This is a genomic window from Pantoea sp. Cy-639 (genome assembly GCF_011752525.1).
Lineage (GTDB): Bacteria > Pseudomonadota > Gammaproteobacteria > Pseudomonadales > Pseudomonadaceae > Aquipseudomonas.
In genome coordinates this window covers 469,084-487,354 of the sequence record NZ_VWXI01000001.1, presented here as the reverse complement: position 1 = coordinate 487,354, position 18,271 = coordinate 469,084, and the positions used below count along the sequence as shown (strand labels likewise).

General features: G+C 65.6%; 19 protein-coding genes, 1 rRNA gene and 1 pseudogene. 12 read left to right on the top strand and 9 right to left on the bottom strand.

Annotated elements, in window-relative coordinates; genetic code table 11:
• A 5S ribosomal RNA gene (gene rrf, locus F3J43_RS02275) occupies positions 1-114 on the top strand; the annotation flags it as partial.
• Positions 115-252: 138 nt separating this feature from the next.
• Here the strand turns inward: rrf and F3J43_RS02270 are convergent.
• Positions 253-1,116, bottom strand: coding sequence for a universal stress protein (locus F3J43_RS02270; protein WP_166883183.1), 864 nt, complete (start codon positions 1,114-1,116; stop codon positions 253-255).
• A 156-nt stretch (positions 1,117-1,272) separates the two neighbouring features.
• Here F3J43_RS02270 and F3J43_RS02265 point away from each other — a divergent pair, with 156 nt between their 5' ends.
• Positions 1,273-1,890, top strand: coding sequence for a MiaE family protein (locus tag F3J43_RS02265; protein ID WP_166883182.1), 618 nt, complete (start codon positions 1,273-1,275; stop codon positions 1,888-1,890).
• Positions 1,891-1,897: 7 nt separating this feature from the next.
• Here the strand turns inward: F3J43_RS02265 and F3J43_RS02260 are convergent, their stop codons facing one another.
• Positions 1,898-2,200, bottom strand: a complete 303-nt coding sequence (locus F3J43_RS02260) for an ElaB/YgaM/YqjD family protein (RefSeq protein WP_353618176.1) — start codon at positions 2,198-2,200, stop codon at positions 1,898-1,900.
• A gap of 147 nt (positions 2,201-2,347) precedes the next feature.
• Between F3J43_RS02260 and F3J43_RS02255 the strand changes: the two genes are divergently transcribed.
• Together F3J43_RS02255 and F3J43_RS02250 are read left to right on the top strand one after the other, a co-directional pair.
• A complete protein-coding gene (locus F3J43_RS02255; RefSeq protein WP_166883180.1) occupies positions 2,348-2,611 on the top strand; it encodes a hypothetical protein in 264 nt (87 codons plus the stop codon).
• Positions 2,612-2,637: 26 nt separating this feature from the next.
• On the top strand, positions 2,638-2,898 hold the full coding sequence (locus F3J43_RS02250) for a carbon-nitrogen hydrolase family protein (RefSeq protein ID WP_286184302.1): 261 nt from the start codon (positions 2,638-2,640) through the stop codon (positions 2,896-2,898).
• 2 nt (positions 2,899-2,900) lie between these two features.
• On the opposite strand, the gene F3J43_RS02245 is transcribed toward F3J43_RS02250, so the two are convergent.
• A complete protein-coding gene (locus F3J43_RS02245) occupies positions 2,901-3,371 on the bottom strand; it encodes an LEA/WHy family protein (protein WP_166883179.1) in 471 nt (156 codons plus the stop codon).
• A gap of 135 nt (positions 3,372-3,506) precedes the next feature.
• Here F3J43_RS02245 and F3J43_RS02240 point away from each other — a divergent pair, with 135 nt between their 5' ends.
• The 3 genes from F3J43_RS02240 to F3J43_RS02230 all read left to right on the top strand — a co-directional run bounded on the left by F3J43_RS02240 (position 3,507) and on the right by F3J43_RS02230 (position 7,429).
• Positions 3,507-4,025 carry an RNA polymerase sigma factor gene (locus tag F3J43_RS02240; RefSeq protein WP_166883178.1) on the top strand — a complete coding sequence of 173 codons (519 nt, stop codon included), beginning with the start codon at positions 3,507-3,509 and terminating at the stop codon, positions 4,023-4,025.
• 10 nt (positions 4,026-4,035) lie between these two features.
• Positions 4,036-4,896, top strand: coding sequence for a FecR family protein (locus tag F3J43_RS02235; RefSeq protein ID WP_166883204.1), 861 nt, complete (start codon positions 4,036-4,038; stop codon positions 4,894-4,896).
• A gap of 118 nt (positions 4,897-5,014) precedes the next feature.
• On the top strand, positions 5,015-7,429 hold the full coding sequence (locus F3J43_RS02230) for a TonB-dependent receptor (protein ID WP_205297576.1): 2,415 nt from the start codon (positions 5,015-5,017) through the stop codon (positions 7,427-7,429).
• Between the two features lie 117 nt (positions 7,430-7,546).
• Here F3J43_RS02230 and F3J43_RS02225 read toward each other — a convergent pair whose 3' ends face one another.
• Positions 7,547-8,443, bottom strand: coding sequence for a LysR family transcriptional regulator (locus F3J43_RS02225; RefSeq protein ID WP_166883177.1), 897 nt, complete (start codon positions 8,441-8,443; stop codon positions 7,547-7,549).
• A 103-nt stretch (positions 8,444-8,546) separates the two neighbouring features.
• On the opposite strand from F3J43_RS02225, the gene F3J43_RS02220 reads away from it, so the two are divergent.
• From F3J43_RS02220 to zapE, 5 genes are all read left to right on the top strand, one after another.
• On the top strand, positions 8,547-9,626 hold the full coding sequence (locus tag F3J43_RS02220; RefSeq protein ID WP_166883176.1) for a polyamine ABC transporter substrate-binding protein: 1,080 nt from the start codon (positions 8,547-8,549) through the stop codon (positions 9,624-9,626).
• A gap of 26 nt (positions 9,627-9,652) precedes the next feature.
• A complete protein-coding gene (gene speB / locus F3J43_RS02215; RefSeq protein ID WP_166883175.1) occupies positions 9,653-10,627 on the top strand; it encodes an agmatinase in 975 nt (324 codons plus the stop codon).
• A 222-nt stretch (positions 10,628-10,849) separates the two neighbouring features.
• Positions 10,850-11,170, top strand: a complete 321-nt coding sequence (locus F3J43_RS02210) for a hypothetical protein (RefSeq protein WP_166883174.1) — start codon at positions 10,850-10,852, stop codon at positions 11,168-11,170.
• A gap of 21 nt (positions 11,171-11,191) precedes the next feature.
• Complete coding sequence (locus F3J43_RS02205) at positions 11,192-12,340, top strand: PQQ-dependent sugar dehydrogenase (RefSeq protein ID WP_166883173.1); 1,149 nt, start codon at positions 11,192-11,194, stop codon at positions 12,338-12,340.
• A 94-nt stretch (positions 12,341-12,434) separates the two neighbouring features.
• Positions 12,435-13,535 (top strand): cell division protein ZapE, encoded by a 1,101-nt coding sequence (zapE, locus tag F3J43_RS02200; protein WP_166883172.1) that lies wholly within the window; start codon positions 12,435-12,437, stop codon positions 13,533-13,535.
• 92 nt (positions 13,536-13,627) lie between these two features.
• Here zapE and F3J43_RS02195 read toward each other — a convergent pair whose 3' ends face one another.
• The 5 genes and pseudogenes from F3J43_RS02195 to F3J43_RS02175 form a co-directional block, all read right to left on the bottom strand.
• Positions 13,628-14,626, bottom strand: coding sequence for an alpha/beta fold hydrolase (locus F3J43_RS02195; protein WP_166883171.1), 999 nt, complete (start codon positions 14,624-14,626; stop codon positions 13,628-13,630).
• 75 nt (positions 14,627-14,701) lie between these two features.
• Positions 14,702-15,139, bottom strand: a complete 438-nt coding sequence (locus F3J43_RS02190) for a YqaA family protein (RefSeq protein ID WP_166883170.1) — start codon at positions 15,137-15,139, stop codon at positions 14,702-14,704.
• Positions 15,139-15,567, bottom strand: a complete 429-nt coding sequence (locus F3J43_RS02185; protein WP_166883169.1) for a DUF411 domain-containing protein — start codon at positions 15,565-15,567, stop codon at positions 15,139-15,141. Before F3J43_RS02185 ends, F3J43_RS02190 begins: the two co-directional genes overlap by 1 nt.
• An 82-nt stretch (positions 15,568-15,649) precedes the next feature.
• Positions 15,650-16,390, bottom strand: a pseudogene (locus tag F3J43_RS23755) (copper resistance protein B).
• A 103-nt stretch (positions 16,391-16,493) separates the two neighbouring features.
• The gene (locus F3J43_RS02175) at positions 16,494-18,194 is read right to left on the bottom strand and encodes a copper resistance system multicopper oxidase (protein ID WP_166883168.1); all 1,701 of its coding nucleotides are present in this window, start codon (positions 18,192-18,194) and stop codon (positions 16,494-16,496) included.
• Between the last annotated feature and the right edge of the window lie 77 nt (positions 18,195-18,271).

The window sequence follows — 18,271 nt, the reverse complement described above, 5'->3', positions numbered from 1 at the left end:
TGACGACCATAGAGCATTGGAACCACCTGATCCCATCCCGAACTCAGTAGTGAAACGATGCATCGCCGATGGTAGTGTGGGGCTTCCCCATGTGAGAGTAGGTCATCGTCAAGATTCATTTCGCAAAACCCCTATCTGCACATGCAGGTAGGGGTTTTGTCTTTTCCGTGCCCGTAAAGCCAGTGCAACCTTATGACCGCGTCGGCTGGCTCCTACAGGGACCTGGCTGCTGCGACAAGGCGATGCTGGAAGTCAGTCGCGGGCGAGCTCGGCCAGATGGGCCGTGGCCTCTTCACTCTTGAGTACCAGCACATCGCTTTCGAGTGTATCCAGCACCACTTCAGCGGTATTGCCGATCAGGGCCCCGGAAATACCAGTGCGGGCCACGGTGCCGAGGATCGTCACCACCGCCTCGCACTGCTTTTCGGTATAGGGAATCAGCACATCGGCGGGACCTTCGGCAATATGCAGACGATCGGCGCTGATATCGAACTCGGCCTGGAATGCCAGGCAAGCTTCCCGATAGCGTTTCTCGATGGTTTCACTGAGCTGGTACACCGGATCCGATGCCGCCAGCATGGGGGAGGGGTGGGCGCTGATCACGTGCAACTCGCCCTTGGCCAGGCTGGCGATAGCGTAGCCGTGGTCGATGATACTGGCATGCAGGCGCCGATGGTCTTCGTCCTGGTTGCCGACATCGACAGCGGCGAGGATCTTGCCGCCTGTCCAGGGCCGTTCGCTCTTGACCATCAGCACGGCGCACGGGCACTCGCGCAGCAGCTTCCAGTCACTGGGCGTCAATAGCGCCTTGCGCAGCGGATTGTCTGGTCGATGCTCCTTGATCACCAGTTCGCAACCTTCGGCCTGTTGTACCTGGATGATCGATTTGTGCAGAGTTTCCTGCCAATGCTGCTCGTAGGTGACATTGTCATAGCCATCGTCGTGTAGCTGGCTGCTGAGCAGGCTGAGCAGCGCCGCATGGTCCTGCTTCTTGTCGCACATCAACAGGTGAAGGCGCGCACCGGTCACGCCAGCGATCAGTTTGGCCCGAGTCAGGGCGCGGCTGTGGGCGTGTTCGGGGTCGAGAACGACGAGGATGCTGCGGACGGCTTGCATGGACGTGAGCTCCTTTTTGGATGGCGACCAATGCCTGACTATAGACGGCGCGCCTTCCGCCGGCGCTTGACCTGCATCAAGCATAGTCACTGGCACTCGGCGGCGTCGCCGGTATAATCGCCGGTCCTGTTGACGCCCTGTGTGATTGCGAGTGCCATGTCCCTGATTCCTGAAATCGATGCCTTCCTCGGTTGCCGTACCCCTGATGCCTGGATCGAGGCGGCGCTGGCCGACCAGGAGACCCTGCTGATCGATCACAAGAACTGCGAGTTCAAGGCCGCGAGCACGGCATTGAGCTTGATCGCCAAGTACAACAGCCACCTGGACTTGATCAACATGATGTCGCGCCTGGCCCGTGAGGAACTGGTGCACCACGAGCAGGTCCTGCGGCTGATGAAGCGTCGCGACGTACCGTTGCGGCCGGTGTCTGCGGGACGATATGCCTCGGGTCTGCGGCGTCTGGTACGGGCCCACGAGCCGGTCAAGCTGGTGGATACGCTAGTGGTCGGCGCGTTCATCGAGGCCCGTAGCTGTGAGCGTTTCGCCGCCTTGGTACCGCACCTGGACGAAGAGCTCGGCACCTTCTACCACGGCCTGCTCAAGAGCGAGGCGCGTCACTATCAGGGTTACCTGAAACTGGCGCATCAGTATGGCGACGAGGCGGACATTGCCCGGGTGGTGGAGTTGGTACGTGCGGCGGAAGCCGAACTGATCAGCTCCCCGGACCAGGAGCTGCGCTTCCACAGCGGCATCCCCATGGCCCAGGTCGCCTGAGCGACGCTTACTGCCGGCGTCCCAGCAACAAGCCGACCACCAGGCCGAGCCCTGCTGAAATCGCCACGGTCTGCCAGGGATGGCCGCCGATATATTGCTGGGTCGCCTCGACCACCGGTTGCGCCTTCTGCCCCAGTCGACTGGTGGCATCCCGGGCCTGGCGCAGTTTCAGGCCGAGCTGGGCGCGCAGGGTATCGGCGTCTTCGCCGACCAGCGATGCACTGTCAGTGAGCAGTCGCTCCGACTCCTCGATCAATGCCTGCAACTCGCTGAACACTTGGTCCTTGATCTGTTCACTATCGGTTTGCACGGTGGTTTTCCTGGCCATCTACACGTCCTCGTCAAGGGGGGAGTTGAACAGTGGATGCCGCCACGCCTGGAAAGTTGCAGCGGCGTACCGATGCCCGGCCGCGACAGTGTAAGATAGCCCCCATTTTTCAGTGGCAGGTATTACCCCATGAGTTTCAATCTGGCCAACATGAGCTTCGAGGAACGGGCGCAGATCGAGGCGGAAAAGGCTCGCTTGTTCGAGTATTGGCAGAACAACCTGGGCAAGGCCAAGGCCGAGGCCGCGCGGCTGATCTCGGAAAAGTCGCGGCGCAAGGGCAAGTGGGCTGAATGGGTGCGCGCCGAACTGGATGGCATGTCGCCAGCAGAGTTCACCTACCTGGTGCGTAGCGAAGTCAACAAGATGATGGCTGCCGCCAGCGCCAATCGTTGAGTCAGGCGGACACTTCCTGCACGGCTGTGCACACCCGGTCCAACTGGCCGGCCGAACGGCCGCTGATCAATGGCGGCAGCGTCATCGTCGGGCCGCTCGGCGAAGTACTGGCCGGGCCGTTGCTGGGCGAACGCGGACTGCTCTGTGCGCAAGTCGATACCGATGAGCTGGTGCGGGCGCGCTACGACTTCGACGTGGTCGGTCACTACGCGCGGCCGGATGTATTCGAGTTGAGCGTGGATGAACGTGCGCGCCCAGGCGTGCGCTTCATCGGCAGCGGCGGCTGAGACTACCAGGCGTAGCCGGTTGGCGCGGGCAGGTCGAGCCGGCCCTTGTCGATGAAACGCACCGTGCCCAATGGTCCACCGGCCAGCTTGCCACGCAGCACGTAGGGCAGGCCCTGCAGCGACTCGACCCGGCCCAGCCCGTAGGCCTGGCGCAGAAAGGCGAACGCGGTGATGCTCACCGGCACGCTGAGCACGGTTTCGCCGTAGCGGTCGATATGCCCGCGCTGGTTGCTGACACCGGCGGCCAGCGGCTGGTCGTTGACCTCCAGGTTCAAGGCGACACCGCTGAAGTCCACTGGTGTCTCGTTGGGGTTCTGCACGCGGATCTTCACCGCCATGCGCAGTTCCAGGTCCTGGCCGGGCAGGGGATCGATGCCGATCACGCTGATGTTCAGCGGATCGCGGTTCTGGAACAGAGCGCAGGCGTTCAGGCCCAGGCACAACAGCAGGATCAGGCAGCAGCGGACGAGCATGGCGGTGAGGGACTCGGGTCACGGGCGAGCCGGCAGTGTGGCAAAAGCGCGGCGGCGTTGAAAGTACCGGGCATTATGAAAGATACTGTTTCTCATTAACGTTCGATAACTCTTCCCGACGGCCTTCACTTTTCCATGGCGACCTCTCCCGTGTCCGGGCTGCTGGCCAGTTTCCAGGAGCATTACGATGACCTGCTGCAGTTCCTGACCCGGCGCATGAGCGACCGGCAGCGTGCCGCCGATGTCGCCCAGGAAACCTACCTCAAGCTGGTGAAGGTCGACGATCAGGCCGTGCGGGTGCTGCATGCGCGCAGTTTCATCTTTCGCGTGGCCGGCAACCTCGCCATTGATGCCTTGCGCCGTGAGCAGCGCCTGGCAGCCAGCCACGAGGACAGCGATGGCGACACTCCGATCGCCTGCCCGGCACCGCCTCCGGAGGCTGCCTTGCTGGCCCGCGAGCGTCTGCAGATCCTCGACCAAGCGCTGCTGCAGTTATCCGGCAACGCACGCCAGGCACTGTTACTCAACCGTGTCGAAGGCCTGACCCAGGCGCAGATCGCGCAACGACTGGGCGTTTCCGAGAGCATGGTGGCAAAATACATCGGCCAGGCCTTGCGCCATTGCCGTGACTGGCTCAAGCACAACCATGACTGAAGCCCACGCCATGCCCGCCCCACAACCGCTCAGCACGTTGTCCGACGATGCCCTCGACTGGCAGGTCCTGCTGCACTCGGGCAATGCCACGGCGATCGACCACAGCCGTTACCAGCATTGGTGTCGGCTGAGCCCGGCGCATGCCGAAGCGGCGGCCGAGGCCGAGGCATTGTGGCTCGACCTGGGGCATACGCCGACGGCCAAGGCCAGCCTGCCGGCCGCGCCACGCAGGTGGCGCTGGCTGTCGGCGGTCGCCGCGTCGCTGGTCTTGGGCATGGCCGGGCATGTTGCCTGGCAACAGTTGCCGATCTGGCGGGCGGACTATCACACCAGCGTCGGCCAGCGACAGAGCCTGACCCTGGCCGACGGTTCTCGGGTCACCCTGAACAGCGCCAGCGCCTTGTCGGTGGTGTTCGATGAGCACCAGCGCAAGGTGGTGCTGGAGGCGGGCGAGGCGTTGTTCGAAACGGTCGCCGATCCCCGTCCCTTCGTGGTGCAGGCGGGGGGCGCGCCGGTGACCGGCAACGCGGCGGTGTTCAGTGTGCGGCGCGAGCCGGGTGGCGCTCAGGTGCTGCTGGCCGAGGGCCAGGCCGAGGTCGCGGGCCAGGTGCTGCAACCCACGCCGGATGCCGGGACCCGCACCGCCTGGCAGCGCGGCAAGCTGATCTTCAATGGCAAGCCGCTGGGCCAGGTGCTGGCCGAGCTGGAGCGCTACCAGCATGGTCGTATCGTGATCCCCGACCAGCAGCTCGCGGCCCTCGAAGTCAGCGGCGTGTTCGACCTTGACGACCCCCATGCGCTGTTGCGCACCCTCGAGCAGCGTTATGGGCTGAAGGTCACTTACTTGCCGTTCCTGGCCGTGGTGTATTGAGCCGTTCAAGCGGAATCGAAATTTTTTTCATTTACCGCTGCAAGTTCGTCGTAGCCAGATCGTCGTAGGGGCACTGATCAGCCAACCCTTATCCCTACGACTGTCTGGAAGCTCTTTCGTGAAGGCCACGCTCCCGCACCGCTTCAAACACGCCATGTTGTCCTGCACCGCCCTGGCTACTCTGGCCGGCCCGCTGCTGGCCGAGGCTGCCACCGATGTCCCTGGCGCCAGCGCCCAGGCGCGCCAGGTACGCCTCGAACTGCCAGCCCAGCCGCTGGACCAGGCCCTGACCGCGTTCGCCGACCAGGCCGGACTGCACCTGCTGTACACCACCGCCGACGTGGCCGACCTGCAGGCGCCGGCGCTTAGCGGCAGCTACAGCCTGGAGCAGGCCCTGCAGCAATTGCTTGGCGGGACGGGGGTCAGCTACCAGTTCAACGATGCGCGCACGGTCACCCTGCGCCGCGCTGCGCCACCGCAGAGTGTCAGCCTCAAGCCCATCGAAGTCAGCGTGGCCTCGCGCACCAGCACGGCGATCAGCGAGATCCCCGGCACGGTCTGGGTGGTCGACCAGCAGCAGCTGCGCGAGCAGATCGACAGTGGCGTGAGCCTCAAGGAGGCCATCGGCAAGCTGGTCCCGGGCCTGGACCTGGCGCCTGAAGGGCGCACCAACTATGGCCAGAACATGCGCGGCCGCGACGTGCTGGTGATGATCGACGGCGTCAGCCAGAACAGCTCCCGCGGACTGTCGCGCCAGTTCGACAGCATTTCGCCGTTCAACGTCGAGCGCGTCGAGGTGTTGTCCGGCGCCAGCGCGATCTATGGTGGCGGCGCCACCGGCGGCATCATCAACATCGTCACCAAGAAGGGCGAGGCAGGGCCATTGCGCTTCGAGACCCAGCTCGGCGCCAGTAGCGGCTTCAACAACAGCGATGACCTGTCGACCCGCATCGCCCAGTCGATCAGCGGCGGCAACGAACGGGTCAACGCCCGCCTGGGCATTTCCGGCGAGCAGAACGAGGCGTTCTACGACGGTGCCGGCAAGCAGATCTTCATCGACAACACCCAGACCGACCTGCAGTACAACCGCAGCCTGGATATCCTCGGCACACTCGGCCTGACCCTGGACGACCAGCAAAGTCTCGACCTGCTGGCCCAGTACTACGACTCCGGCAACCACGGCAGTACCGGTATCTACTTCCCCAACCTGCGTCACAATGCCCCGTCCGACCTCGAGGACGCCGAGTTGCGCGGCGGTTATTCGTCCGACCTGCAACCGCGCACCCGACGGCTGCTGCTCAACGCCAACTACCACCACCGCGATGTGCTCGGCCAGGACTTCTACCTGCAGGCCTCGTATCGCAAGGAGAACGACAACTTCTACCCGTTCCCCTATTACAACACCGGCAAGCCCACCGGTTCGCGCGGCGTTTACTTCGCGGCTTCGCAACAGAACTTCGAGGTGTCTGGCCTCAAGGCGCTGTTCGCCAAGCAGTGGGACACCTTCAAGCTGACTTACGGCGTCGATCTGGATCGTGAGCGGTTCAGCGCCGAACAGACCACCTTCGATGCGCGGGTATCGTCCGAGAGTGGCGGCCTGGATCTGGACAAGGCCAGCAAGGCGCCGCGCTACCCCAGCTATCGGGTCGATGGCGTGTCGTTCTACAGCCAGCTGGACTGGCACCTCACCGACAACCTGACCCTGTCCGGCGGCGCTCGGCGCCAACAGATGGATGTCGAGGTCAGCGACTTCAAGAACGTGCCCGGTGGCAGCAACGACTACCAGGTGAACCTCTACAACCTGGGCGCTATCTATGACTTCAAGAATGGCCACCAGGTATGGACCAACTACGGCGAGGGTTTCGAGTTGCCGGACCCGGCCAAGTACTATGGCAAGCCGGGCCTGTCGGTGGGCGACAACCCACTGGCCGGGATCAAGAGCCGCCAGGTGGAGCTGGGCTGGCGCTATGCGGACCTCGACTGGAACGCCCAGGCGGCGCTGTACTACATCTGGTCGGACAAGGTCATCAACGTCGATTCCGCTACGCTGACCATCGATGTCGAGGATCAGAAGCGTCGAGACTTCGGCTTCGAGGGCGCGTTGAGCCGTTATTTCCAGAACGGCTGGGAAACCGGTGGCACCTTGCACCTGGTGCGCTCGCAAGAGCAGGACGGCGACGGTGACTGGGTCAAGCGCGACGCCCGCTACGCGTCGTTGTCCAAGGCCACCGCCTTCGTCGGCTGGAAGGGCGACGGGCGTTCGGCGCGGCTGCAGGCCAACCATGCCTTCACCCTGCGCGACGATGCCCACCACGAGATCGATGGCTATACCACTTTCGACCTGCTGGGCAGCCAGGAGACTGGTTTCGGTACGTTCAGCGCAGGGATCCAGAACCTGTTCGACAAGCAGTACAGCACGGTGTGGGGACAACGGGCGACGCTGTTCTACGCGCCTACCTACGGGCCGGCGTATCTGTACGACTATCAGGGGCGGGGGCGGACCTATACGCTTACCTGGAACCTGGTCTACTGATCAAGGGGGGCTTGTTCTGCCCGTGCAGGTTTGGCCTCATCGCCGGGCAAGCCCACCCGCAAAAAGTCCGCATCCACAAGGCCCGCTGCCATAAGGGGGCACCCTCGGAGCGGACTTTCATGCACCAGCAAATGCCGCGCCCAGGTCCTCGACGAATGCCAGCAACGCTTCACCCGGTGCCTGCGCACGGTGCCGGGCGAGGGTGAACTGCACGCTGAAATCCAGCGTCGGATCCAGCGGCCGCAATAGCCCTTGGGCTTCCCACGGCGCGGCGCAGTGGCAGGGCAGGTAACCGATATGACGCCCCGACAGGATGAGCGTCAGCGCGCTGTCGATCTGCTCGGCCAGCGCACTGCTGCGGCGACTCTGGAACGGCTCGCCCTGCTTGAGAAAGCGATAGGGATGGCGCACCTGGTCGGTGTCGAGCAACTGTTCGCGGTTCATCTGCGTCATCTCGAACAGGGCATGTCCCTGGCCGCAATACAGTCGCTGGGGTTCCTCGAACAACGGCTGGTAGTCGAACGCTGCCTGGTTGCCGGAAAAGTAGCTGATCGCGCAGTCCAGGCGTTGCTCCAGCAGCAGGCGTTCCAGCTCCGCCGGTGGGGCACTGGTCAGTTCCAGTTGCACCGTCTCGTCGCGCTGGCGAAAGCGCGCGATGGCCTGGGCGAGACGCAGGGTCACGCTGCTGTCCTGGTTCTCCGCCAGGCCGATGCGCACTGTCCCCAGCAAGCGCCCGGCCACGCCATTGGCCTGCTGGCGGAACTGCTCGATCTGCAGCAGCAGGGCGCGTGTCGCCTGGAGCAGCAGCTCGCCCTTTTCAGTCAGGCGAAAGCCACCCTTGCCGCGGCTGCACAGCCGGTAGCCCAGGCGGGTCTCCAGTTTCGCCATCTGCTGGCTGATGCTTGGCTGGCTCAGCCCCAGCACGCCCTGGGCGGCGCTGAAGCCACCGGCCTCGACCACCGTGACGAACAGCCGCAGCAATTGCAGGTCCAGGTCATGGAGTTGTCCAAGCATCACATTGCTCCTGGTTAATGTCAGCTTTGCAAAGTTGCGATTTATGCAATGTAACCTGACAGGCATGCTGACGACATCCCAGCCCCACGCCGAGGTGTCCGTCATGCATCGAACGTTGTGCCTGCTGTCCCTGCTGTTCACCTTGCCGCTGCAGGCCGAGGAGAAGGTCGTCAACCTGTACAGCTGGGCCGATTACGTCGCCCCGCAGGCCTTGGCGCGTTTCGAACGGGAAACCGGCTACAAGGTGCGCTACGACACCTTCGACACCACCGAGGTGCTGGAGACCAAGCTGCTCACCGGCAACAGTGGCTACGATGTGGTGGTGCCGTCGGCCACGGTGCTGGCCCGGGCGCTCAAGGCCGGCGCGTTGCAGCCACTGGACACCCAGGCGCTGCCAGGCTATGCCAACCTCGACCCGGACCTGCTGGCCAAGCTGGCCGAGGCCGATCCCGGCAACCGCCACGCGGTGCCCTATACTTGGGGCACTCTGGGCCTGGGGGTGAATGTCGAGGCCGTGCGCCAGCGCCTGGGCGATGTGCCGCTGGACAGTCTCGACCTGTTGTTCAAGCCCGAATACGCCAGTCGCCTGAAGGATTGCGGCATCGCCATGCCCGATTCGCCCCAGGAGGTGATCGGTATCACCCTCAACTACCTGGGCAAGGACCCGTACAGCCAGGACAAAGCCGATCTGGAAGCGGCCCAGGCCCTGCTGTCGCGGTTGCAGCCGTCGGTCAGCTACGTGGCCAACGGGCGACAGATCAACGACCTGGCCAACGCCAGCGTGTGCCTGGCGCTGACCTACAGCGGCGACGCGGCCATGGCCGCCGACCAGGCCCGGCGTGCCGGCAAGTCGTTCACGCTGGTCTACCGCATTCCCCGGGAAGGCACGCTGGTGTGGCTGGACAACCTGGCGATACCCAAGGATGCCCCGCACCCGCAAGCCGCTCGTGCCTTCATCGCCTTCATGCTGCGCCCTGATTCGGTCGCGGCGCTGACCAATACCCTGTTCTTCGCCAACGCCAACCAGGCGGCCACGCCGCTGGTGGCCCCGGCGGTGCGCCAGGATCCGGACATCTACCCTTCGGCCGAGGTGCGCCAGCGCCTGTTCGCCGACCGTAGCATGGCGCTGTCCGACCTGCGCCAGCGCAATCGCCTGTGGACCACCTTCCGCAGCCGCCAGTAAGCCCGACACCCACAAGGAGACTCACCGTGGAACCTGCCCAGGACAACGATCAGGCCATCACTCGCGACAGCCTCTACGGTACTGCCGCAGAAAGTACCTATGCCGGCATCACCAGTTTTTCCCGGCGCCGCTACAGCCGTGACCTGCACGGGGTCGACGTGGTGGTCAGCGGGGTGCCGTTCGACACCGCCACCAGCAATCGTCCCGGGGCGCGCTTCGGCCCACGGGCGATCCGCGCCGCCTCGGTGCAGCAGGCCTGGGCCCGGCACTGGCCGTGGACGTTCGATCCGTTCGACCACCTGGCGGTGATCGACTACGGTGACTGCGCTTTTGACAGCGGCACCCCAGACGCGGTACCGGACAGCATCCAGGCCCACGCCGAGCGTATCCTCGACGCCGGTTGCGCGATGCTCACCCTCGGCGGCGACCATTTCATCAGCTACCCGCTGCTCAAGGCCCATGCCCGTCGCCACGGCCCGCTGGCGCTGATCCACTTCGACGCCCACAGCGACACCTGGCCGGACGAGGAGGGCAAGCGCATCGACCACGGCACGATGTTCTGGCATGCGGCGCGCGAAGGGCTGGTCGCCCCGGCGTGCTCGGTGCAGATTGGCTTGCGTACCACCAACGACGACAGCCAGGGCTTCGCCGTCCTCGATGCCCGGCAGGTACATCGACTGGGCAGCGAGGCGATCATCGCAGCGATTCGTCAGCGGGTGGGGGAGCGGCCGGTGTACCTGACCTTCGACATCGACTGCCTCGACCCGGCCTTCGCGCCCGGTACCGGCACGCCGGTGTGCGGAGGGCTGAGCACGGTGCAGGCGCTGGAGATCCTGGGCGGCCTGCGCGGCATCAACCTGGTGGGGATGGACCTGGTGGAGGTGGCGCCGGCCTATGATCACGCCGACATCACCGCCTTGGCCGGGGCCACGTTGGCGATGGAGATGCTGTGCCTGTATGCGGCGCGGCACAAGGTAGACACGCGCCAGGCGCAAGGTTGAGGCGTGGGGACGGGCATGTTCGGCGATAGCGACGAGATCGGAGCCATCCATCGCAGGGCAAGCCCGCTCCCACGTTCCGCGCTCGGTATCGCGAGCGCAAGGCAAGGGCCCATACTGAAACATCAGGAATCATCTCGACTCTGATTTCCCCTTTTGCGTCGAACCCTGCGCGTCTTAGGCTATCCAACCCTGGAGTGCGCCTTTTCGTACCGGAGGTGAAGCATGAATCCCACACTGCCAACCCTGGCCCTCGGCCTGTTGCTGGCCATGCCGCTCCAGGCTGCCCCCTTGCCAGTGCCACTCCTGGCCGCCAACGATGGCAACAATCCCTACAACAGCCCGATCATGCGGGCCAATCCGAACAGCCGCCAAGGCAGCGTGCCGGCCACGCCGCCGGTGCGTGGTCCGTCCACCCAGCCTGTGCCGCGCCCGCCGACCCTGGACAACGGCGGCATTGGCAACGGCGACAACCTGCGTCGTCAGCAGACTACCCCGAACCTGGAACCCACCCGGCCACCACGCGATTCGCAGCGCGTGCCTTGAGCCCCCTCGAAGGAATCGAGCATGACCCCACGCACCTGGTTGACCACCCTGGCTGCCGCCAGCCTGTTTCCCCTGCTGGCCCATGCCGCGCCTGAACAGCAATTGCCCAGCGAAGAGGGGCAACTGACCATCAGCACCCTGGCCGATGGCTTGCGCAACCCCTGGGCCCTGGCCTTCCTGCCGGACGGCAAGGGCATGCTGGTCACCGAACGCCCAGGCAACCTGCGCATCGTCAGCCCTGAAGGCAAGGTAGGTCCGCCGCTGGCCGGGGTACCCCAGGTCTGGTCCGAAGGACAGGGCGGCCTGCTCGACGTGGCGCTGTCGCCAGACTTCGCCAAGGACCGCACGGTGTACCTGTCGTATGCCGAGGCGGGCCAGGATGGCAAGGCCGGCACGGCGGTGGGGCGGGGCCAGTTGTCCCTGGACCAGGCGCGGCTGGAGCACTTTGCGGTGATCTTCCGTCAACAGCCCAAGCTGTCCGAAGGCAATCATTTCGGTTCGCGGCTGGTGTTCGATCGCGACGGCTACCTGTTCATCGCCCTGGGCGAGAACAACCAGCGAGCCACTGCCCAGGACCTGGACAAGCTGCAAGGCAAGATCGTGCGCCTGTTGCCTGATGGCGAGGTGCCGAAGGACAACCCCTTCGTCGGCCGCGACAACGTACGCCCGGAAATCTGGTCGTTCGGCCACCGCAACCAGCAGGGCGCGGCGCTCAACCCCTGGACCGGCAAGCTGTGGACCCATGAGCACGGGCCACGCGGCGGCGACGAGATCAACATCCCCGAGCCGGGCAAGAACTACGGTTGGCCGATCGCCACCCACGGCATCGACTATTCGCTGCAACCGATTCCCGAGGCCAAGGGCAAGCATGTCGACGGCATGGTCGACCCACACCATGTGTGGGAAAAGTCACCAGGCATCAGTGGCATGGCGTTCTATGCCAGCCCGGTGTTCAAGGCCTGGGACCACAACCTGTTCATCGGTGCGCTGGCGGGCCAGGAGCTGATCCGCCTGCAGCTCGAAGGCGACAAGGTGGTGCATGAGGAGCGCCTGCTGGGCGAGCTGAAGGCCAGGATTCGCGATGTGCGGGTGGGGCCGGACGGCTATCTGTATGTGCTGACCGATGCCAAGGACGGGGCGTTGTTGAGGGTGGGCTTGAAGGAGGGCTGATCCTGTCGCGGGGCAAGCTTGTTTCCACGCTGTTCAGGGGCACGCCGGCGATTATGGAGGCGGGCCAGGTCCGCGATGGCGTACCATGCGCGGCATGACTCCAGAAGCGCTCTACCAGCAGGCCCTCGACGATCGAGGTTTCTTTCCCGACCCGGCCCAGGCCAGCGCCGTCGCTGCGCTGCAAGCCTGTTTCGAGGCCCTGTGCCAGGGCCGCGTGCCCCAGGGGCTATACCTCTGGGGCCCGGTCGGCCGCGGCAAGACCTGGCTGATGGACTTGTTCCACCGTTGCCTGCAGGTGCCGGCGCGGCGTCAGCACTTCCACCATTTCATGGCCTGGGTCCACCAGCGTCTGTTCCAGCTGAACGGCACCACCGACCCGCTCAAGGCCCTGGCCCGCGAGCTGGCAGGCGAGATCCGGGTGCTGTGCTTCGACGAGCTGTTCGTCAGCGACATCGGCGATGCGATCATCCTGGGCCGGCTGTTCCAGGTGCTGTTCGACCAGGGCGTGGTGATCGTCGCCACCTCCAACCAGCCCCCCGACCAACTGTACCGCGACGGCTTCAATCGCGAGCGCTTCCTCCCGGCCATCGCCGCCATCGAGCGGCATATGCGCGTGCTGGCGGTGGCGGGCGAGCAGGACCACCGTCTGCACCCTGGTGCGCAGCATCAGCGCTACTGGGTGGCGCAGGCGGGGCAGGCGAGTGCGCTCGAGGCGGTGTTCGCGCAGCTGAGCCCGCACGATCCCGGCAGCGACCAGCCGTTGTGGCTGGGTTCGCGGCAGATCCGGGTGCTGCGGCGCAGCGATCAGGCGCTGTGGTGCCGTTTCGCCGACCTGTGCGAGCAGCCATTGGCGGCGATGGACTTCATGGCCTTGTGCGACCGCTTCCCGGCGATCCTGGTCAGTGCGATTCCTGCCCTTGGCGGGCCGCAGCAGGAAGGGCGGATCGCCCGGGGGACCGAGGACGGTGCCGCGCAGGTGGTGGCCGGTGATCGCGCGCTGCCGCAGCTGGCGCGCAAGGATGACAGCGTGCGCCGCTTCATCGCCTTGGTCGACGAATGCTACGACCGGCGCGTGGCACTGTACCTGGAGGCCGAGGTGGCATTGGAGGCGCTCTACACGCAAGGGTACCTGGCATTCCCGTACCAGCGGACCCTGAGCCGGCTGCGGGAGATGCAATTGCAACGCTTCGCCTGAAGCCGACCATGGGCCCGTGGCTCAGGTTGAGCCCACGATACCGGCGTAGCCGGTGCCATCCTCTGCGGGGCAAATCCGCGCCCTGGTCGCACTCAGCGCTGCAGCCAGCCGAGCAGCGCCTGGTGGAACTGGTCGGGTGCCTCGATCTGCGGTGCATGGCCCAACCCCTCGAAGGTCACCAGCTCACCCTGTGGGATCAGCTTCGCCACTTGCGGCCCCAGTACCTTGTAGCGCCCCAGTTTCACCTTCACCTCGGGCGGCGCGATGTCGCTGCCGATCGCGGTGTTGTCCTGATCGCCGATCAGCAGCAGCGTCGGCATCTGCAGCTCCTGGAACTCGTGGACCACCGGCTGGGTGAAGATCATGTCGTAGATCAGCGCCGAGTTCCACGCCACCACGGCGTGCCCCGGCCCCTGGTTCAGCCCCACCAGCATCTGCACCCAGCGTTCGTATTCGGGTTTCCAGCGCCCGGCGTAGTAGGTGTTGCGCTCGTAGTTGCGCACGCCCTCGGCATCGAGCTTCAGCTCGCGGGCGTACCACTGGTCGACGGTACGATAGGGCACGCCCAGGGCCTTCCAGTCTTCCAGGCCGATGGGGTTGACCATCGCCAGGCGTTTCACCTGCGCGGGGTACATCAGCGCATAGCGGGTGGCGAGCATGCCGCCGGTGGAATGGCCGAGGACGATGGCCTGGTCCACACCGAGGCTGGCCAGCAATGCATGGGTGTTGCTGGCCAGTTGCTGGAAGCTGTACTGGTAGTGGGCCGGCTTGCTCGAGGTGCAGAAACCGACCTGGTCCACGGCGATCACCCGGTAGCCTGCCTGGCTGAGCGCATCGATGCTGGTTTCCCAGGTCGCGGCGCAGAAGTTCTTGCCGTGCATCAGCACCACGCTGTGGCCATTGGCCTTGCCCTGGGCCGGCACGTCCATGTAACCCATCTGCAAGGCCTGGCCCTGGGAATGGAAGTCGAAATGCCTGAGCGGATGAGGATAGGCGAAGCCTTCGAGTTGCTGGCCGTAGGCAACGGCTTCAGTGGCGATGGCGGAGCCTGTGGCGAGGCAGGCAAGGGCCAGGGCGGTGGCGCGCAGCATGGGGGCACTCCGTGTAGGGCCATGTGGGGAAGGACGACTGTAGCAGCCCGTGGCGCTGGCCGGGCGTGAACGCTGTCACCCGTTGTGGAGCCAGCCCAGGGTAATCATCGCCACCACGATGTAGCGACCGCCCTTGGCCAGGGTGACCAGCAGCAAGAAGCGCCAGAAGGGTTCGCGCATGATGCCGGCGATCAAGGTCAGCGGGTCGCCGATCACCGGCATCCAGCTCAGCAGCAGCGACCATTGCCCCCAGCGCCGGTAACGCTGTTGCGCGCGCTCCAGCTGGCTGGCGCTGAAGGGGAACCAGCGGCGCCCGCGCAGGTGTTCGATGGCCCGGCCCAGCAGCCAGTTGACCACTGAACCGAGCACGTTGCCCAGGGTCGCGACCAGCAACAGCAGGCCCCAGGCATCGGGCTGGCGCAGCAGCAAGCCGACCAGCACGGCCTCGGACTGCAGCGGCAGCAGGGTGGCGGCGCCGAAGGCGCTGAGGAACAGCGCCCCGAGACTGAGCATCAGTAGTTGGCGACCACGGTGTCCTGGCCGTCCCGGGTCACGCCGATGACCTGGTAGGCATCCTTGTGGTCACCCATTTCCATGCCCGGCGAGCCCATGGGCATGCCCGGCACGGCGAGGCCCTTGAGGTCGTCGCGCCTGGCCAGCTGGCGCACCTGCTCGGCCGGTACGTGGCCTTCGACGAACTTGCCGTCGATCACGCCGGTGTGGCACGAGGCCAGACGCGGTGCCACGCCCAGGCGCTGCTTGACCGCGCTCATGTTCGGCTCGACATGGTCGTTGACGGTGAAACCGTTGTCGCTCAGGTGCTTGATCCAGGCCTTGCAGCAACCACAGTTGGGGTCGCGGTAGACATCGATGGTCTCGGCGGCCTGGGCCAGGCCGGCGATGGCCAGCAGGCCGAGGGTGAGCAGGTGTTTGCGCAGCATGGTGGAGCTCCTGTGGAACAGCATGATTCATGGGCTGGGTCGCCTGCGATGAATGGCGCCGGCTGCGCCGATGCTCGGGGCTTCAGAAACGCAGGCGAACCCCGGCTACCAGGCGGGTCTGGCCGGTATCTTCGCCATCCGCCCGAGCCTGTTCGGCGCGGTTGCCGTGCAGGCGGTTGAAGCTGACCCCGACATAGGGCGCGAAGCCGCGACTGATCTCGTAGCGCAGACGCAACCCCACTTCGCTTTCGGCCAGCCCCGCGCCTTGTTCGCGGCTGGCGTCGTTGCGTCCGAAGAGATTGGCTTCGACGGTGGGTTCGAGGATCCAGCGGTTGGTCAGCAGCATAACGTAACCGGCCTCCAGGCGCAGTGCGGTCTGCTGGCGTTCGCCGGCGTAGGCGGTGGCTTCCAGTTCCAGGCCGTAGAGGGGGGTGCCCTGGATACCGAAGGCTGCCCAGTGTTGGCCACTGGCGGGCTTGAAGTCCTGGCGCACACCACCGACCAGTTCCCACCACGGGCTGATGGCATGGCCCCACAACGCCTGCAGCTCGGCCTTGTGGGTCTTGCCCTGTTGTCGTTCACCCTCGCTGCGCAGCTACAGGCGGTCGATATCGCCACCGACCCAGGCCGTGGCGTTCCAGTTCAGCGCGTCGCTGCTGTCGAAGTGCTGGTACTCCAGCTGATCGACGATCACCGCCCAGTTGAGGGCCCGGTCATGCACCTGGTGGCCGGGCAAGGGAGGGAACGCGGCCTGGCGCTCGGCATCGCCGATCACCGGCAGGGGGGTACGGGGTTGATCGGCGGGTGCGGTGGCGTGGTTCATCTGGCTGTGATCCATGCCCGTCATGCCGGCGGCAAGGGCGCGTTCGCTGGCCAGCAGCGCGAGCAGCGCGACGCCGGTGGCGATGCGGCGATTGCTGATGCGTTCATTCATCGACCCGTACCTCGCGGAACATGCCGGTTTCCATGTGATAGAGCAGGTGGCAGTGGTAGGCCCAGCGCCCCAGGGCGTCGGCGCTGACGCGGTAGCTGCGGCGACTGCCGGGGGGAATGTCGACGGTGTGCTTGCGCACCAGGAAGCGTCCGTGTTCGTCCTCCAGGTCGCTCCACATGCCGTGCAGGTGGATGGGGTGGGTCATCATGGTGTCGTTGACCAGGGTGATGCGCACCCGCTCGCCGTACTTCAGGCGCAGTGGCTCGGCATCGCTGAACTTGATGCCGTCGAACGACCAGGCGAAGCGCTCCATGTGGCCGGTCAGGTGCAACTCGATGTCGCGTGACGGCTCGCGGCCGTCAGGGTCGGGGTAGGGGCTGCGCAGGTCGGCGTAGGTCAGCACCCGGCGACCGTTGTCGCGCAGGCCCAGGCCGGGGTCGGCGAGGTTGGCGCGCGGGGCCATGGTCTGCATGTCCACCAGCGGGTTGCCGGTTTCGCTGGCGGGGTGGGTCTGCATGCCGCTCATGGTCGAGTGGTCCATCCCGGCCATGGCAGCGTGGTCCATCTGCCCCATGCCGCCATGCCCCATGTCGTCCATGCTCAGGACCGGGCGCGGATCGAGCGCGGGTACTGACGCCTGCAGGCCGGTGGCACGCGCCAGGGTGCCACGGGCGTAGCCGGTGCGGTCCATGCTCTGGGCGAACAGCGTGTAGGCGGGCAGGTCGCCTACCGTCACCAGCACGTCGTAGGTCTCGGCCACGGCGATGCGCAGCTCGTCCACCCTTACGGGTGTCACCGGCAAACCGTCGGCGGCGATCACCGTCAGCTCGAGCCCGGGGATGCGGAAGTCGAAGTAAGTCATCGCCGAAGCGTTGATCAGGCGCAGGCGTATGGTTTCACCGGGCTGGTACAGGCAGGTGAAGTTGCCCGCTGGCGGCTGGCCGTTGAGCAGGTAGGTGTAGCTGGCGGCGCTGATGTCGGCGAGGTCCGTCGGGCTCATGCGCATCTTCGCCCAGGCCCAGCGTTCGGTGACGGTCTTGCCCCAGCCGTTGTCGGCGACATCGTCGATGAAGTCGCCGACCGTGCGCTTGTGGTAGTTGAAGGCGTCGGACTGCTTCTTCAGCGTGGCCAGCAACGCCTCCGGCGCCTGGTCCGACCAGTCGCTGAACAACAGCACATGGTCACGCTGGTAGTGATGCGCCTGCGGCTCGCGCGGCTCGATGACGATGGCGCCGTAGACACCGGCCTGTTCCTGCAACCCGCAATGGCTGTGGTACCAGTAGGTGCCGCTCTGGCGCAGGGTGAACTGGTAGAGGTAGTCGTCCCCTGGCGCGATACCGGCGAAGCTCAGGCCCGGCACGCCATCCATGTTGGCCGGCAGCAGAATGCCGTGCCAGTGGATCGAGGTGGGTTGGTCCAGGTGGTTACGTACGCGCAAGGTGACAGTGTCGCCTTCGCGCCAGCGCAGTACCGGGCCGGGCAGGCTGGCGTTGATGGTCTGGGCGGTGCGCGGCTGGCCGGTGATGTTGACCGGGGTCTGGCCGATGAACAGTTCGAAGTGCTGGCCGCTGAGGTCGTGCGGCCGCCGGCCTTCGGCGGCCAGGGCCAGCGGGCGCCAGAGGCCGAGGCCGACGAGGGCGCTGGCGGCGCCAAGGCCCTTGACGAAGCTACGACGGGTTGGAGTCGGTGGCATGGTGTGCTCTCGCAACTGACCACTGGGAGCGGGCTTGCCCCGAGGGTACGGTCCGAGATGTTCGCCGCCAGGGCCTG

Bases quoted from the DNA above. Each gene is read 5' to 3' on its own strand.
- F3J43_RS02270 (WP_166883183.1), bottom strand. From the start codon at position 1,116: ATGCAAGCCGTCCGCAGCATCCTCGTCGTTCTCGACCCCGAACACGCC.
- F3J43_RS02265 (WP_166883182.1), top strand. From the start codon at position 1,273: ATGTCCCTGATTCCTGAAATCGATGCCTTCCTCGGTTGCCGTACCCCT.
- F3J43_RS02255 (WP_166883180.1), top strand. From the start codon at position 2,348: ATGAGTTTCAATCTGGCCAACATGAGCTTCGAGGAACGGGCGCAGATC.
- F3J43_RS02245 (WP_166883179.1), bottom strand. From the start codon at position 3,371: ATGCTCGTCCGCTGCTGCCTGATCCTGCTGTTGTGCCTGGGCCTGAAC.
- F3J43_RS02240 (WP_166883178.1), top strand. From the start codon at position 3,507: ATGGCGACCTCTCCCGTGTCCGGGCTGCTGGCCAGTTTCCAGGAGCAT.
- F3J43_RS02235 (WP_166883204.1), top strand. From the start codon at position 4,036: ATGCCCGCCCCACAACCGCTCAGCACGTTGTCCGACGATGCCCTCGAC.
- F3J43_RS02225 (WP_166883177.1), bottom strand. From the start codon at position 8,443: ATGCTTGGACAACTCCATGACCTGGACCTGCAATTGCTGCGGCTGTTC.
- F3J43_RS02220 (WP_166883176.1), top strand. From the start codon at position 8,547: ATGCATCGAACGTTGTGCCTGCTGTCCCTGCTGTTCACCTTGCCGCTG.
- F3J43_RS02210 (WP_166883174.1), top strand. From the start codon at position 10,850: ATGAATCCCACACTGCCAACCCTGGCCCTCGGCCTGTTGCTGGCCATG.
- F3J43_RS02205 (WP_166883173.1), top strand. From the start codon at position 11,192: ATGACCCCACGCACCTGGTTGACCACCCTGGCTGCCGCCAGCCTGTTT.
- zapE (WP_166883172.1), top strand. From the start codon at position 12,435: ATGACTCCAGAAGCGCTCTACCAGCAGGCCCTCGACGATCGAGGTTTC.
- F3J43_RS02195 (WP_166883171.1), bottom strand. From the start codon at position 14,626: ATGCTGCGCGCCACCGCCCTGGCCCTTGCCTGCCTCGCCACAGGCTCC.
- F3J43_RS02190 (WP_166883170.1), bottom strand. From the start codon at position 15,139: ATGCTCAGTCTCGGGGCGCTGTTCCTCAGCGCCTTCGGCGCCGCCACC.
- F3J43_RS02185 (WP_166883169.1), bottom strand. From the start codon at position 15,567: ATGCTGCGCAAACACCTGCTCACCCTCGGCCTGCTGGCCATCGCCGGC.
- F3J43_RS02175 (WP_166883168.1), bottom strand. From the start codon at position 18,194: ATGCCACCGACTCCAACCCGTCGTAGCTTCGTCAAGGGCCTTGGCGCC.